The following is a 15,052-nucleotide window of genomic DNA, read 5'->3' as shown; positions in this document are numbered from 1 at the left end:
GCGACGAGCCAGCTCCTTTAGCCCGCCAGGCCCTTCAGCGGGCTTTCGCTGTCGCCGAAGGATTCGATCTCCATCCCGAGCCCGCGGAGCATGCTCAGGTAGAGATTGCAGAGGGGAACCTGTCCCTCCGCAGCGAGGTGGCGCCCCGGCTGGATCGTCCCGCCCCCCTTCCCGGCCAGGAGCAGCGGCAGGTTATCGGGATCGTGGCGGTTGCCGTCGCTGAAGCTCGATCCCATCAGGATCATGCAGTTATCGAGCAGCGTCCCTTCGCCCTCGCGAACGCTCTTCAGCTTCGCCGTGAGCCGGACGAACTGCTCCACGTGCCAGCGGTTGATCCGCTGGTACTGGGCGATCTTCTCTTCGTTGTTCTCGTGGTGCGACAGTTCGTGGTGGCCCCCCTGCACGCCGTCGAGGAACGAGAAGTTCCGACCCGAGACGTCGTTGGCGAACATGAACGAACAGATCCGCGTCGAGTCGGTCTGAAACGCGAGCGCGATCAGATCCAGCATCACGTCGATATGCTCGCGGAAGTCGCCCGGAACGCCGGGGCGTCGCTGCGCGAGCTGATCCGGATCGAGCGCCGGGTCGCTGTCGGCTCCCGCGTTTCGCGTGCTGCTCGCGTTTCGCGTCGCGAACTCGATCCGCTTCTCCACCGCGCGAACCGAATCGAGATACTCGTCCATCTTGAACTGGTCGTCGCGCCCCAGCCGGCCGCGCAGTCGCTTCGCGTCTTCGAGAACATAGTCCAGCAGGTTGCTGTAGTCGTCGGGGTTCTCTGCCGCTGACAGGCCGCGACCGAACAGGCGCTCGTAAACGAGACGCGGGTTGATCTCCTTCGCGACCGGACGCGTCGGCGACTGCCAGGAGATGTGCGAACCGTACAGCCGGGTGTAGCCGACGTTGCTGTCGATGCCCGAGATCACGGGCTCGGTCCCCAGTTCCAGCGACGGCAGCGGCGTCTGACCCGCCAGATGCTGGGCCGCGAGCTGATCGACGGAGATGCCGCCCGAGGAGATATCCTTGCCGGTCGTCTTCGTCACCGGCATGCCGGTCAGGAAGTTGGCCGTCTTGGCGTAATGCCCGTCGCCGCCGTGACTGTGCTTCTTGTCGAGCCCCGACAGGACGGTGACGTCGGCCTTCACCTCCGCCAGCGGCTCGAGCGCGAAGGGCAACTCGTAGTCGGCGCCCCGCTTCTCCGGGACCCAGCCCTTCTCCCAGACGCCGTTCGGAAAGTAGACGAACGCCGCGCGAATCGGCGCCGATTCGTTCGCTTCGCTTGCACGCCCCAGCTTCGGCGCCAGCGAAGTAAGGAACGGCAGCGCGAGCGTCGCCCCCGCTCCCTGCAGGAAGCGCCGACGCATGGCGAAGGATCGATTCGGCGACGTCATGTTCGCGTTCTCCTGATGCAGCGGTCGTTCTGCCTGAAACAACCCTCTTCGCTTCGTCACTTCGCCTTGAAGTAGCGATGCTGGAACGGATAGCTCAGCACGATCTCTTCGAGCAGGCCCTGGGCCCGGCGCTCGTTTTCGTTCAGTCGCTTCAGCGCGGCTTCGACCACGCAATCGTCGAAGCGGTTGAGGTCCCGACCCAGCGCGAAGCCGAGCATCTTCCGGACGAAGTGCTTGAGGAACTCGTCCTTCCGCTTCAGGATCAGCGCCTTCATTTCGTCCGGTCCGGAGAACGTCTCGCCCGAGGGGAGCTTTCCGGACGCGTCGATCGCGTGACCCTCATCGTCGGCACGCCAGCGTCCGAGCACGTCGTAATTCTCCAGCCCGAAACCGATCGGGTCCATCCTGGCGTGACACGAGGCGCAGTCCGGATTCTTGCGATGGAGTTCCAGTCGCTCGCGCAGCGAGAGCGGCTTATCCCCTTCGCCCTTCGTCGCTTCGAGCGCCGGCACGCCGGGCGGCGGCGGAGGAACCCGCGATCCCAGGATCTCTTCCAGGACCCAGCGACCGCGCAGAACGGGGCTCGTCCGTAATGGATAGCTGGTCGACGTCAGGACCGCGGCGCTGGTCACCACGCCGCCCCGTCCGCCCGACGCGCTGACGTAGCCCCAGTCGTCGCCCGCGGGCGGCTCCATTCCATAATGCCGCGCGAGGCGTCCGTTCGCGGGGACGTAGTCCGCGTCGATCAGTTCGAGCAGGTCGCGATTCTCCGCGAAGACTCGCTGGATCAGCCGGATCGGCTCCTCCCGCATCGCGGCAGCCAGCTCGGCGTCGAACTCCGGAAACTTCTCCGCGTCTGGCTTCGCCGACTCGCCCAGCGCGGTCAGCCCGAGCCACTGCATGCCGAAGTTCTCGCCCAGCGCCTTGGCCTTCGGATCGGCCACCATCCGGCGAAGCTCTTCCTGCAGCGTCGCCTCGTCATAAATGGCGCCCGTATCCGCGAGCTCCAGCAGGCGATCGTCCGGAATCGATGACCACAGGAAGAGCGACACCCGCATCGCCAGTTGATGTGGCGAGAGCCGATGCACGCCCCCCTCTTCCGGTTCGGTCTCGACGACGAACAGAAAGTGAGGCGAAAGGAGCGCCGCCGCCAGCGGTTGACGCAGCGCCTGTTCGTACGGTTCGCTGCGCTCGGTCGCTCTGTCAAACAGGACCAGCAACCGCTCGATCTCTTCCGCTTCGACCGGTCGTCGCCAGGCCCGCTTCGCATACGCCGCGATCACCTGGCTTGCCGCGTCGCGCGGAGCAAGCGAATCGGAGGGCTGAGCGACCAGCAGTCGCTCGCGCGCCGCGATTAGTTCGGGCGGCAAGCTTTCCGCGTTCTCAGGCAGCACGGTCCGAACGACCCGGTCGGCGGCGGCGACGTACTTCTCCAGGTGAATCGGCGACGTGAAGAGCGCATCGCCGGTCGTGTCGAAGCCTTCGCCTCCCGCGCCGTCCGACGGAACGTCCGCCTCCGCGTCCAGATCGACGCCGAACAGATCGCGTACGGCGTTACCGAACTCGGTTCGCGTCAGGCGCCGGCTCATGACGTAGCCGCGGTACCAGCTCGTCGTTTCGTCGGAGGCGAGCTGGTTGCAGTTATCCTCCTGCGGCCGCGCATCGAGCCAGCCGTTGAACTTTCCCTTCTGGTCGTCGTTCAGACCGGGGCTTCCCTCGGGCGGCATCTCGTTCTGGCGGATTCGCGGCCCGACGCGTTCCCACACGTCCATGGCCGATAGCGGATCGGCGCCCTCGAGGAACTTGACCAGATCGAGCCCCCCTTCGGGCTCGTCCTTCCCGTGACAGTCGACGCAGCGACTCTTCAGGATCGGCACGATGTCGTCGGCGAAGCGCTGCTTCCAGCGCTCTTCGTCCGCAGCGTTCGCTCCGCTTCCTGCAAAGAACAGGCTAACGAGCGCCAGGAACGCGATAGCCGCCGAAGCGGTTCGTCGAAGGGACGAGCCGTCGATCATCGTGACCAAGAGGAAGGCGGGCGGGGCAGGCAGAGGCGGGGAGATGGTCGCGTTCCGCTCCGTAAACGCGGGGCGGATGACGACGATCTGATGGCAGCCTAAGCCCGCAGGCTCCGCCGGTCAATGTCGCCGCGGATTCGCCCCCGAATCGTCGCTCGGCCCGTCGACCCGTCAGATCCGGAAAGTCCGTTCCTTCCCGGGCGATTCGATCCCGCGGCAGGACGCGATTAACCGGTCCATCTTCAGGATCTGTCGACCCGCACGGCAGCGGCGCCCGATCTTCGAAGGTGACTCGCCCCGGCTCGCGCTGAAACTCTCTTCCGAAGTTTCGAGCGGCCGGTCGGGACGAGGATCGTCACGCGCCGCTGAGCGATCCGCCTCCGCAGGACTATCCGGCGGGGCGGGCGACCGGCGCTGGTTCGGCTCGAAAGACGCGGGTCCGCCGCGGACGTCCCCATGTTGGTGATCGTAGGATTTCTCGTCGTCATCGGCTCCGTGCTGGGCGGCTTCATGTGGGCCGGCGGGCACGTCGGCGCGCTCATTCACCCGTCGGAAATCCTCGTGATCGGCGGGGCCGCGGCCGGCGCGATGGTCGTCATGGCCTCCAAGAAGAAGCTGATCGACCTGATGAAGGGGTGCATCCAGGCGGTCAAGGGCTCCCCCTTCACCAGGAAGTCCTACGACGAACTGTTCCAGTTGCAGTACGAGCTCTTCCGCCTGGCGCGGAAGGAGGGGCTGCTCGCGCTTGAACCGCATCTCGCCGATCCGCACGAAAGCGAGATCTTCAACCGCTATCCGACGATCTCGAAGAACCACCACGCGACCGACTTCCTCGTCGGCGCCCTCGCCCCGGTCGTCGACGGAACGATCAAGCCCGAGCGCCTGCCCGAACTTCTGGAAACGGAAATCCGGGCGATCGAGGAAGAGCATCACGGGCCGCTCGGCGTGCTGAACAAGACGGCGGACGCGCTCCCCGGCTTCGGAATCGTCGCGGCGGTGCTCGGCATCGTCATCACGATGGGTCACATCGACGGCCCCGTGGAAGAGATCGGCCACAAGGTCGGCGCCGCGCTCGTCGGAACGTTCCTCGGGATTCTGGCGTCGTACGGCTTCCTCGCGCCGATGGCGACGAAGCTCGAATTCCTGGGCCAGGAAGAGATGGTCTTCTTCCGCACCATCGCGGTCGTCGTGATGGGCTACGTGACGGACCTTCCTCCGCGGATCGCGATCGAGCAGGGACGCCGCGGCCTCCCGAGTCACCTGAAGTGCTCGCGCGAGCAGCTCGAAGAGATGTTCAAGGCGATCGACACGGCAGCACGTTAGGCGAAGCGATTACTAGACGAGCGGAGGGCGTCAGCCCTCCGTGGCATGCTTCCCCGATCGCGAACGATCGGACGCGAATCGATCGCACGAAAGGCGAACCATGGCTGGCGGCAAAGGGGGCGGCGCCTGGAAGGTGGCTTACGCCGACTTCGTGACGGCGATGATGGCCTTCTTCATGGTCATGTGGCTGGTCGGCCAGAAACCGGAGACGAAGGCGGCCATCGCCGGCTACTTCACCGATCCCTACGCCGACTCGAAGAATCGCATCGGCTCGATGGACGAGCCCCCTGAGCCGACGAAGATGCGCGGCAAAGGGGATATGCAGCGCCACAGCAATACCTTCTCCGACGATCCCAACGATCCGGAGAACAAGAACCCGCGGCTTCTCGCGCTGCATGGCGCAGAGGTCACGGCGGTCGGAGCGGTAGTCTTCTTCCAGGGGCACGACGCCACGTTGGACGAGGAAGCCATCGCCCGGCTCGATCGGCTGGCGCCGAAGTTGAGCGGCATGCCGCAGAAGATCGAGGTCCGGGGTCACGCCGCGCATGGTCCCGCCGAATCCGCCGAGCAGGCCTCCGATAGTTGGAGGCTCTCTTACGAACGTTGCCTGGCCGTGATGGAACGCCTCAAGGCACAGGGCGTCGAGCCGAACCGGATGCGACTGGCCCAGTCAGGCGTCTTCGAACCGTTGACGATCAAGGGCGATCCTGAAGCGCGGGCGCGCAACGGTCGCGTCGAAGTCGTCCTGATGGCGGAGCTGACCGAGGATCTGGTCGGCACGCCCGACGAACGCGCCGCCCGCTTCGAAAGCATGATCGAGAAGGAAGAGCCTGACGCGGCGGACGAGCACGGCGACCATGGTCACGAGGAACATGACAGCCACGACGGCCATGGAGTACCCATCTCCACGCCTCATGGATCGGACGCGCACGGCGAGAAGTCGCACGCGAAAGATTCGCACGACCACGCGCACTAAAAACAGCGCGACGGCTTGAGCTCGAGGCGACGACTCTGTGTGCCATGCCCACGTCGCGAAACAGCGTGGGCATGGCAGGATCGGCCGGCCTTCAGCATGCCCACCCTTCCTTCGGAGATGTGGGCATGGCACACGGACCGTGCACGCGTCGAAGCTAGTCCAGCCGCTCGATCTCCACGACGACGCTCCACGGTCGAGCGTCGCGGGCGATCGCCTCATCGAGCTGTGCGAGTTCCGGCAACTTGACCGAGGACTGGCCGTCGCCGCCCGCTTCGAGATCCTTCCGCCACGCGCGATAGACCAGGTCGCACCGCTTCTGCACGTTCGCCAGAACCTTCGCCCTGGGCTCCTGCATCGGCGCCCACGCGTCGGCATTGAGATTCACGCCCTCCGCGAGCTGCTCGCCGGTGAACTCGCCCGCGAAGAGCGCCTGCGACTCGCTGGCGTCCCCTTCCGGACGACCCGAGATCGTCAGCTTCCACTTTCCCTCCCGGGCAGGCGAGACGACGCGGAACGTCGTCAGCGCGTCGGTCCAGCCGCACAGTTCGACCATCCGTTCGTCCCACCGCGGGTCGCGCGGCATGGGAAGCGGGATCGTCGCCGTCGCGCTGGCTGACTTGCCGTCGGCGCCGTCGACGTCGACCGTAACGGAGCCGAGCGAGGGTCCGTTCCACCCCTTCAGGATCTGCATCGCGATCAGCAGATGCCCGGTCGAATCGGGATGGACCGCGTCGCCGGAGAAGCTGTAGTTGACGTCGCCCTCGCGTCGCTGGCGCAGCAGTTCGTTCAGAGCGCCATGCAGGTCGACGTACGTCGTCTGCGTGTCGGCGAACTTCTTCGCCCAGACGTCGCGCTGCGAAATCAGCCACTCGGAGTAAGCCGCCAGCGTCCGGTCGTAATCGACCGCGGGAAACTTGTAACCGTAGTCGAGCGGCTTCTCGTCGCCCGCCTTGCGACGGTAGGCGTCGAACGGCGGCGGCGTCAGGACGGTCACCCGCGAAATCTTCGCCTGATCGACGATCTCGAAGAACCGCGAGTAGCCTTCCTTGAACTTCTCGAACCGCTCCGGGTGCATCGGAAAGTAGTTGCCGTCGTTCATCCCGTAGCAGACGGAGAGGACGTCCGGCTGCCACTTCAGGGCGTCGCGCTCCAGACGGTCATGCACCCACGGTCGCCTGCCCGGGTGATCGTCTTCCGACATGCCGTTGATCGTCTCGCTGCTCAGGCCGTGATTGATCAGCTCGATCTTCCGCTCTGGGAAGTGGGTCCGGACGTACGCCTCCAGATAGACGACGTACGTGCCTGCCTGCGTATTGCTGTCGCCTAGGAAGACGACGCGATCGCCCTCCTGCAGCGCGAACGGCGCCGGCTCCTCCGCGGATCCCCACGGTACGAGGACGAACGCAAGGGTGAGTGCGAATGATGCGAAGAGCGTGGCACGGAGGCCAGTCGAGGAAGTCATGGCGGGAGATCGCGAGGAGGCGGAAGGGAAACGTGGCCGACAGAATATGCGACGAAAAGATTGGGCGTGGTTGGCCCGGATTGCTTGCCAATCCGGGCGGCGTCAGCCGCAAGAGTATCGACGGTGCGTTCTCCGCGTCGTTCGATATCGCCGAACGGTCCGGCTGCCGCTTCTCTTGTCGACTTCGTCGACCCAGGTTGACGAGCAACCTGGGCCACCCCCATCGGAACGCGGTCGCAAGCCGCTTACGCCATCACTTCGCCTTCGCGGCGAGCAGGCTCTGGCGGTTCAGCCAAGCGAGGCAGAGGTCGGGCCACTGCGAGACGCCTTCGATATTCTTCGCCAGGCCCACGCCATGCTGGCCGGTCTTGAAGATGTGCAGCTCTGCGGGAACCTTCGCTGCCCGGCAGGCGAGGTAGTAAGAGACGGAGTTCTCGGCAGGAACGGGGACGTCCTCGTCGGTCGCGAACAGGAACGTCGGCGGCGTCGCTTCGGTCACCTGCTTCTCGTTCGACAGGCTCGCGACGAGCGCCGGATCGGGGTTCTCGCCCAGCAGGTTGTTCTGGCTGCCGCGATGCGTCGAAGCCGCGTCGAACTGAATCACGGGATAGCACAGGATCGCGAAGTCGGGCCGGCAGCTCTGCCGGTCGATCGCGTCGGCGGCGCCCTCCTGCCCCGCGTCGAAGTGCGTGGAAAGGGTCGACGCCAGGTGCCCGCCCGCGGAGAAGCCCATCACGCCGATTCGTTTCGGATCGACGCCATACTCCTCCGCATGCTCACGAATCCATCGCATGCCGCGCTGCGCGTCGGTCAGCGGCGCCGGGTGGCCGTAGCCCTTGCCCCGATGGCGATAGTCGAGCACGAACGAGGCGATGCCGTTCGCGTTCAACCAGTCGGCGATCTCCTGCCCTTCATGCCCCATCGCCAGTCCGCCGTATCCGCCGCCCGGGCAGACCAGCACCGCGGCGCCCGTCGCCTTGCCCTCTTCCGGCAGGCTGACGTGGATCTTGGGGCGATCCTTCTCCTCCTTGCCGACGGCGCCGGGAGCGTCGCCCTCCCAGAGCGGGATCGTCTTCCACTCCGCGGCAGCGACGCACGCTGAGAGCAACAGAGACCCGGCGATCAGAAACGAAAAGGCGAGCGTCGTACGAAGAAACGTCGACATGGCGGAAGGATGCCCGGAGGAGGAAGGCGAAGTGCAGGCTTACATGCTACTTTCCTGCGACCCGAGGCGCTGCATTCGACAGGCGTTCCTCCGCAAGGATACATTCGGGACAGATTAGCGGGTAATCTCTGGAATCGCGGCGTCGTGAAGGCCGAAGGCGTCCGCCGCGCGGCGGAGCAGGCGATGCTCCGTCGGTGTGACGATTCCATCGCGGAGGGAGGCTGAGACCAGCATCGCAAGGTAGCGACGGTGGGCTTGTGCGACGCGCTCGGCGTCGAAACCGAGTTCTGCCGCGAGCAGCCGCAACTCTGACGCTTCCTGCATCGTCAGCGTCCGATCGTTGAATGCCCGATCGACGGCGACGAGATAGCGCAACTCGTCGGCGTCGGCCGATTCGCGGAACGATCGCACGATCTTGTTCGCCAGTCGGCAAACGACGTTCGTGTCATCCGCAGCTTCTCGACGGAGCGTGCGCGGAAGGAACGCATGCCGGAGCTTCCGGATGGCAACGGGAACTCGGGTCGTCGTTCGGCGGAGGACCTTCTTTAACAGGCATGCTGTCGCTCGAGCGTCGGCGAGGGCACGGTGGTGATTCTCCAATCGTACGCCGAACTGCCGACAGGCCAACGCGAGCTTGGCACCCGTCAGTCGATAGGTACAAAGCCCCGCTCCAGGATCGAGTTCGGCGTCGATGCGGACGAACTCCTGGCGAAGGAAGCGCGCGTCGAACGAAAGGTTGTGTGCGACCAACGCCGCGCCGTCGATACGCATCGCAACCGCGGCGGCGATTTCATCGAACGTCGGAGCCGCGGCGACCATCGCCGTCGTGACGCCATGCACATGGGTGGGACCGACGCTGCGCATAGGGTTGACGAGCGTGTCGTACTCATCGACGACGTCGCCCTCGGCGTCCAGTTCGACGACCGCGATCTCGACGATCCGGTCAGTCCCTGCAAAGCCTGTCGTTTCGACATCGACGACGGCAAATCGCGAGCTTCGCGTTTCCATACGCAGTCGTCCGATGAGAGAGTGGCCCCGTCCTGAAGTAAGCATCGTATCGCCGCGTGACGAAGTCCTCTACCTTCACGCTATCAGCGTCACCGACTCCTGCCGATTGCAGAGCGTGCGGAGGGCTTCTTCGTCGCGAAGGTGGCGGGATTCGATTCCGACGGCCATCAGGGGTCCGGCGATGGCGATGAAGTCGGTCGGCTCGTAGACGTTCGCGAACACCACGACCGCGCGGCCCATCCGCTTCAGCAGCGAGAGCGCCACGAGCACGTCGTCCGACAATCGGGAGACGATCGCGATGGCCGTCGCGTCGGCAGGAATGCGATCGAGCGTCTCGGTCACCAGTTCCGCGAAGTCGAGCCCGTCGTTGCGCTCCAGCCGGGCGAGTTGCAGCAGCAGCTCCTGGTAGGTCTGCTCTCCCCGGCGCGTCGGCACGACGATCGGTTGACGCCGGGCGTTGTCGGACGGCTTCGCGATCGCCGCATGCATGGCATGGCGTGACCTGCCGACGAGGCGAAAGCCTTCGGTCCGCACCCGATCGGCGGCGTCGCGCCCGTTGGTGACCAGGCCGATCTGCTGACGTTCGAGAAAGACGAGATGCGCGACGGAAGCGACCGTCAGCACGGCGAGTTCCGTGCGATAGTCGATCTCCGACGCGTTCGCGTGCTCGACGTGCAGGTCGAGCAGGAACGTCGCCCCGGCCATCGACGTCGATTCGTAGTACTTGCTCTGCAGCGACCCCAGGCGGGCCGACGCCATCCAGTGGATCTGGTTCAGCCGATCGCCCGCGCGATAATCGCGGAGGCCGGCGATCCGCGTCGGATCCTCGAACAGCCGATGCGTGAGCCGGACCTCGCCCATCGGTCGTCGCGAGGCGATCTCGTAACGTTCCAGCGGCAAGGGTCGCGGCAGGATCAGGACGTAATTCGGTTCCGCCGCGATCGAGTACTTCCGAAACAGGCCGAACAGGTCGCCCGTCTCCAGCAGCGCGGGCCCGATCTGAAAGTAGCCGCGACGTTCGCACTTGAGCTGGTAGAAGACAGTCCGCTTCTTTCCGCCCCGTAGTCCCGCAAGCAGCAGGCGCTGACCCGTGGCGATCAGCGCCTGCCCCGGCTGCGTCGCCTCGGGCGGAATCATGTCTTCCAGCAGGAACCAGAGCGCGGGCATGCGGCCCCGGTTCTCGACCTCCAGCAGCACCGTGACCGTGTCGCCGACGTTCCCCTCGGTGATCGATACCGAGCGCCGCACGACGAGGTTCTCCGCCGCGCTGCGGGCGAGCCAGCCGTTGATCAGCAGCACGGCGCCCAGCACGTAAGCGCCGTAGACGAGGGCGTCGAGCTGAAAGAGCATCCCGACGATCCAAGTCGCCAGGAGCATCAGAACCCAGGTCATGGAGCCGTCCCCTGGGCGACGGCGATCTGAGGCGTCGGGATCTCCTCGAGCAGATGGTCGACGATTTGCGCGCTGGTGATTTTGCGCAGCCGGCTCTCGGGCTTGAGGATCAGGCGATGCGCGAGGACGGGCTGGGCGATCTTCTTGACGTCGTCAGGCAGCACGAAGTTGCGCCCCCGGATCGCGGCGACCGCCTGCGATGCGCGAAACAGAGCGAGCGACGCGCGGGGCGAACCGCCGAGCGCGAGATCTTCGTGGCGGCGCGTGCGCTGGACGATCTCCGTGATGTACCGGCGGATCTTGGGATCGACGAACGTGCGCCTCACCACCTCCTGGCAGACGATCAAATCCTCGGCGGTGGCGACCGGCGAGAGCGATTCGATCGGGTGCCGAAGCTGCAGCTTCTCCAGCAGATTGAACTCCTCTTCGGCGCTGGGATAGCCGATCGAGAACTTCATCAGGAACCGGTCGAGCTGCGCCTCGGGCAGCGGGAACGTTCCCTCATGGTCGATCGGGTTCTGCGTCGCGATCAGCAGGAAGGGCTTCTTCAGATCGTGGGTCACGCCGTCGATGGTCACGCGGGACTCGGCCATCGCTTCGAGCAGGGCCGATTGCGTGCGGGGCGTCGCGCGGTTGATTTCGTCGGCCAGCACGATCTGCGAGAAGATCGGGCCGGGGCGAAATTCGAATTCGCCCTTCTTCTGGTTGTAGATCGACCCGCCGGTTACGTCCGTCGGGAGCAGATCGGGCGTGCACTGAATGCGCTTGAATGCGCAGCCGACGCTCTGCGCCATCGCCCGGGCGAGCATCGTCTTCGCGACGCCCGGGACGTCTTCGAGCAGAAGATGCCCCTCCGTCAGCCAGCCGACCAGCGCGAGGGTGATCTGCGGGCGCTTGCCGAGCACGACCTGCTCGACGTTCGCCGTCAGAGCGCGGGTGACGTTCTGCAGGCGCTGGAAGGCTTCGCGCAAGTTGGCGGACATAGCGACGGGCGGCGACCTGAAGAGCGAAAAGAGGCGCCGTCGCCGGCGCATGCTCGCTTCAGATTAGCCCAAATGTCCAGCGACCGCGCCGCGCGCGTCAGCGCTTTTCCGCAATGCAGCGCCGGGCCGCCGCCGCGAGCGTCGGCTGCGTTCAGGCGTCGCCGCTGGCGGTGCGGAAGACGTCGATCGCATGAGCGCGGAGGTGCTCCTCGTCGATGCCGATCTCGGCGACCGCGCGGGCGATGCCGCTAAGCGTCGAATCGCCCAGCTTCCTTCCGATCGCGGCTTTATGCTGCTCGATGGTCTTGGGGCTCCGTTTTAGCCGCGCGGCGACTTCGGGAACGCTCATGCCGTGGCCGAGCAGCACGAAGACTTCCAGCTCGCGCTGAGAGAGCTTCGACAGAACCCCCAGGTCCATCACGCGCGAGCGGATTCGCTCGAACGAGCCCGGGTCGACGTCATGCGGACTTCGATGCCGGGAGACGATCATCACCCGCCCGACGCCGTCGTCGTCGTAGAGCGGGAAGAACGTCGCCGTGATGGGGCGACCGCGATAGAGATGGTCGACGATCAGCGGCTTGCGCGTCGCGAGCGTCCGCTCCATCAGCTCCAGGCGCTCCGCGACGAACTCAGGATTGAGCAGGTCGGAGAGTCTCTTGCCCACGAGCGTCGTCGCCGCGGGAAGCTCGTAGATGGCGCTGACGGCGTCGTTGACGTACTCGAACGTACCGTCGGCGCTCACGATCATCGTCGCGATGCCTGGAAGCTCGCGGAATATGTCCTGGAATTCTCGACTGGCGAACGGATCGCTCATCGAACGTCCTTTGGCTGGCTGTTTGGCTGGCTTGCGCACGGGGCTGGCGACAGGCGCGAACGATCGCCGTCGGCTCGTCAGGCGAGCCTCGTCCGATAGTCGCAGGCGTCTCGGTAGGAGTCGCCTGATCAAATTCGATAAGGGAAAGGGCGGGAGAATCAGTCGGAGGAGACGCTGCGCTGGGGAGGCGCAGCGGGTTCAGCGACGGTCGGGGGAACGACGACGCGGCGGAGCGCCAGGTGGCGTTCCTGAATCCCGGACTTCGCGGCGAGCGTGGCGATGCTCGCCATGGTCGAGGCGCCGAGCTTACGCCCGATCGCAGATTTATGACGCTCAATCGTCTTGGGACTACGGTGCAGGCTGGCCGCAGCTTCGGGGGCGGAGATGCCCGTCCCCAGAAGCACGAACACCTCAAGTTCTCGGGGAGTCAGGGCGCCAAACACGCCGAGTTCCACGAACTTCGTTTCCTCCCGATCGAAGTCGATCGAGGAGGGATCGGACTCGCCGGCAGTCGTCCGCCGGGAGATCGCGAGGATCCGCCAGCCGGAAGATTTGTCGAAGAGCGGATAGATCGTGACCGAGAGCAACTGGCCCCGGTAAAGGTGCTGGACCGCGATCGGACGCTCGGAGGCGAGCGCCTTCCGAAACCAGGCGAGCCGTTCTTCGACCCACTCCGCCGGCAAGAAGTCCTGTAGCTTCTGCCCGGTCCGGTCGACCTCCGGTTCGCCATGAGCGCTGTAGACCGAACGTGCCGCGCGATTGACGTACACCAGCGAGCCGTCGGCCTCCAACAGGATCGCCGAGACGTTCGGATCTAGTTCGAACGCCTGAGCGAGTCGAAGCGAGTCGACAGACGTGGTCATGAGTGTAACGTGGACGTGCAGGCGAAAAGTGAGGGATATCCCTCTCGTGGAGATTCCCAGCACTGCATCTTATCCCCTCCAACCTTAAATCAGCAAACTCCGATTCAATCCGTGCGGCTAATTCGGGGGGCGCTATCGCATCCCGAGAATCCGCGAAGCTGTCATACAGCATCTGCACGCAGAGCGAAACGACTGATCGAAAGCTCCTAAATGGATACGCCCAATTATCTTACGCAGTGGCTTAGGGTCGGAACGCTGGCCGGCGGTAAGAGTTGAGGGACTAAGCTCCGCGAACGTGTCTGCCACGAGCGCTTAGTCGTCGGCAGAAGACGCATTAACCCGAAGGACACTTCGCAAATCGAAGTCGGGGCGAATCGGAGGTGAGCGCGATCCGAAACGCGACCGTTGTCTTTTGGGAGTTTGCGCAGTTAAATGAGGGGCTTGCGGCGAAGCTGCTATTCGCCGCTCCCGCCTGAATTCGGCTGCCTCGCTCGGCAGCTCCCGCCCTGCCTCGCTCGTCCATCGCGCCCACACGGAGCGGAATCGTTGTCGTCGTACTGGAAGTATCCGGTGTACGTGCTGGTCGCGGTCTTCGTCCTGCGTCTGGCGGTCGGTTTTCACTTTTTTCGCGAAGGCTGGACGAAAGTCGAAGACGGCTTCACGTCGGCCGGCTTCTTCGGCGCCGCGGTCGGACCCTTCGCGCCGGCGTTCCATGCGATGACGCCCGATCGGGAGGGTCGCGAACGTCTCGTTTATTCCAAGAACGAGAAGGGCGACGTCCTTTCGCCGACGAAGGATTCGTGGACCGCGTTCCATCAGCGTGCCGTCGCCGCTTACGGCATCGGCGACAAGAAATGGATCGAGGTCGAAAAGTCGCGGAAGGCGGCGCTCGAAGCGGAACTGAAGCAGGCGCAGGAGTCGAAGAACGCCGTTCGGGCGTCGGAACTGCGATTCGAACTCGACCGCACGAACGACGCGATCGCTCGCCTGGCCGATCAGCGGCGCAAGGCGGACCGCATCCTCGCTCGTTATCGCGACCAGTTCGACTATCTGATTCTCGTCAACGAGGAAGACCTTCAGACCTATTACCGCGATCTCGATCGCGTTGCCGCCTATCGCCAGGACCCCTCCTGGACCGGGACGGATTCGCTGCGCGGTCAGGTCGACAAGATCGCCGGCGACGCCAAGAAGAAGGCGACCCCCTGGCTGAAGTCGGTCGATCGGATGTGGGACGACTACGAAGCGGAAATCAACAGTCTCGCTTCGCCTTCGCAGATCGAAACCGCCGGCGGACCGCTGAGCCTGCAGCGCCCCTGGCTGGCCCGACCGAACACGACCTGGATCGACAGCTTCATCCCCTACTTCGACCTGGCGATCGGCGCGCTGCTGATCCTGGGTCTGTTTTCTCGGGGAGCGGCCTTCTTCGCGGCGGGCTTCCTCGCGATGGTCGTCCTGAGCCAGTGGCCCTGGGCCGAGGGCGCCGCTCCCGTGTATTACCAGTTCGTCGAATTCGCGGCCGCGCTCTGCCTGATGGCCTTTCCGTCCGGCCAGTTTCTCGGCCTCGACGGGCTGCTGCGATCGTTGTACCTGCGGCTGACCGCCCGGCGCGAAGGCGCCGCCGCGACGCCGGCCGCGGTCTGATGCGTCGCCGACTCTCGTCCCG

At 65.1% G+C, this 15,052-nt stretch carries 12 protein-coding genes; 3 read left to right on the top strand and 9 right to left on the bottom strand.

The features are described from left to right. Nucleotides 1-17 precede the first annotated feature (17 nt). A complete protein-coding gene (locus SH602x_RS12605; protein WP_479472644.1) occupies nucleotides 18-1,388 on the bottom strand; it encodes a DUF1552 domain-containing protein in 1,371 nt (456 codons plus the stop codon). Nucleotides 1,389-1,444: 56 nt separating this feature from the next. Beyond that, nucleotides 1,445-3,403, bottom strand: a complete 1,959-nt coding sequence (locus SH602x_RS12600) for a DUF1592 domain-containing protein (protein WP_479472643.1) — start codon at nucleotides 3,401-3,403, stop codon at nucleotides 1,445-1,447. A 456-nt stretch (nucleotides 3,404-3,859) separates the two neighbouring features. On the opposite strand from SH602x_RS12600, the gene motA reads away from it, so the two are divergent. Further along, the gene (gene motA / locus SH602x_RS12595; RefSeq protein ID WP_479472642.1) at nucleotides 3,860-4,726 is read left to right on the top strand and encodes a flagellar motor stator protein MotA; all 867 of its coding nucleotides are present in this window, start codon (nucleotides 3,860-3,862) and stop codon (nucleotides 4,724-4,726) included. A gap of 100 nt (nucleotides 4,727-4,826) precedes the next feature. Beyond that, nucleotides 4,827-5,702: an OmpA/MotB family protein gene (locus SH602x_RS12590; RefSeq protein WP_479472641.1), complete on the top strand. Its 876-nt coding sequence runs from the start codon at nucleotides 4,827-4,829 to the stop codon at nucleotides 5,700-5,702. 154 nt (nucleotides 5,703-5,856) lie between these two features. Here SH602x_RS12590 and SH602x_RS12585 read toward each other — a convergent pair whose 3' ends face one another. From SH602x_RS12585 to SH602x_RS12555, 7 genes are all read right to left on the bottom strand, one after another. Continuing rightward, a complete protein-coding gene (locus tag SH602x_RS12585; RefSeq protein ID WP_479472640.1) occupies nucleotides 5,857-7,164 on the bottom strand; it encodes an SGNH/GDSL hydrolase family protein in 1,308 nt (435 codons plus the stop codon). 253 nt (nucleotides 7,165-7,417) lie between these two features. After that, entirely contained in the window at nucleotides 7,418-8,329 is a 912-nt protein-coding gene (locus SH602x_RS12580) for an alpha/beta hydrolase (RefSeq protein WP_479472639.1), read from the bottom strand. 114 nt (nucleotides 8,330-8,443) lie between these two features. After that, nucleotides 8,444-9,337: a 3'-5' exonuclease gene (locus SH602x_RS12575; RefSeq protein WP_479472638.1), complete on the bottom strand. Its 894-nt coding sequence runs from the start codon at nucleotides 9,335-9,337 to the stop codon at nucleotides 8,444-8,446. 75 nt (nucleotides 9,338-9,412) lie between these two features. Continuing rightward, nucleotides 9,413-10,729, bottom strand: a complete 1,317-nt coding sequence (locus SH602x_RS12570; protein ID WP_479472637.1) for a DUF58 domain-containing protein — start codon at nucleotides 10,727-10,729, stop codon at nucleotides 9,413-9,415. Then, nucleotides 10,726-11,712 carry an AAA family ATPase gene (locus SH602x_RS12565; RefSeq protein ID WP_479468102.1) on the bottom strand — a complete coding sequence of 329 codons (987 nt, stop codon included), beginning with the start codon at nucleotides 11,710-11,712 and terminating at the stop codon, nucleotides 10,726-10,728. The genes SH602x_RS12570 and SH602x_RS12565 overlap by 4 nt, the downstream gene beginning before the upstream one ends. Nucleotides 11,713-11,863: 151 nt before the next feature. Beyond that, a complete protein-coding gene (locus SH602x_RS12560; protein ID WP_479472636.1) occupies nucleotides 11,864-12,526 on the bottom strand; it encodes a helix-turn-helix transcriptional regulator in 663 nt (220 codons plus the stop codon). A gap of 158 nt (nucleotides 12,527-12,684) precedes the next feature. Then, a complete protein-coding gene (locus SH602x_RS12555) occupies nucleotides 12,685-13,389 on the bottom strand; it encodes a helix-turn-helix transcriptional regulator (RefSeq protein ID WP_479472635.1) in 705 nt (234 codons plus the stop codon). A gap of 546 nt (nucleotides 13,390-13,935) precedes the next feature. Between SH602x_RS12555 and SH602x_RS12550 the strand changes: the two genes are divergently transcribed. Next, the gene (locus SH602x_RS12550) at nucleotides 13,936-15,030 is read left to right on the top strand and encodes a hypothetical protein (protein WP_479472634.1); all 1,095 of its coding nucleotides are present in this window, start codon (nucleotides 13,936-13,938) and stop codon (nucleotides 15,028-15,030) included. Nucleotides 15,031-15,052 lie beyond the last annotated feature (22 nt).

Source organism: Lignipirellula cremea, assembly GCF_056501455.1.
This window is presented reverse-complemented; position numbering and strand designations above follow the sequence as displayed.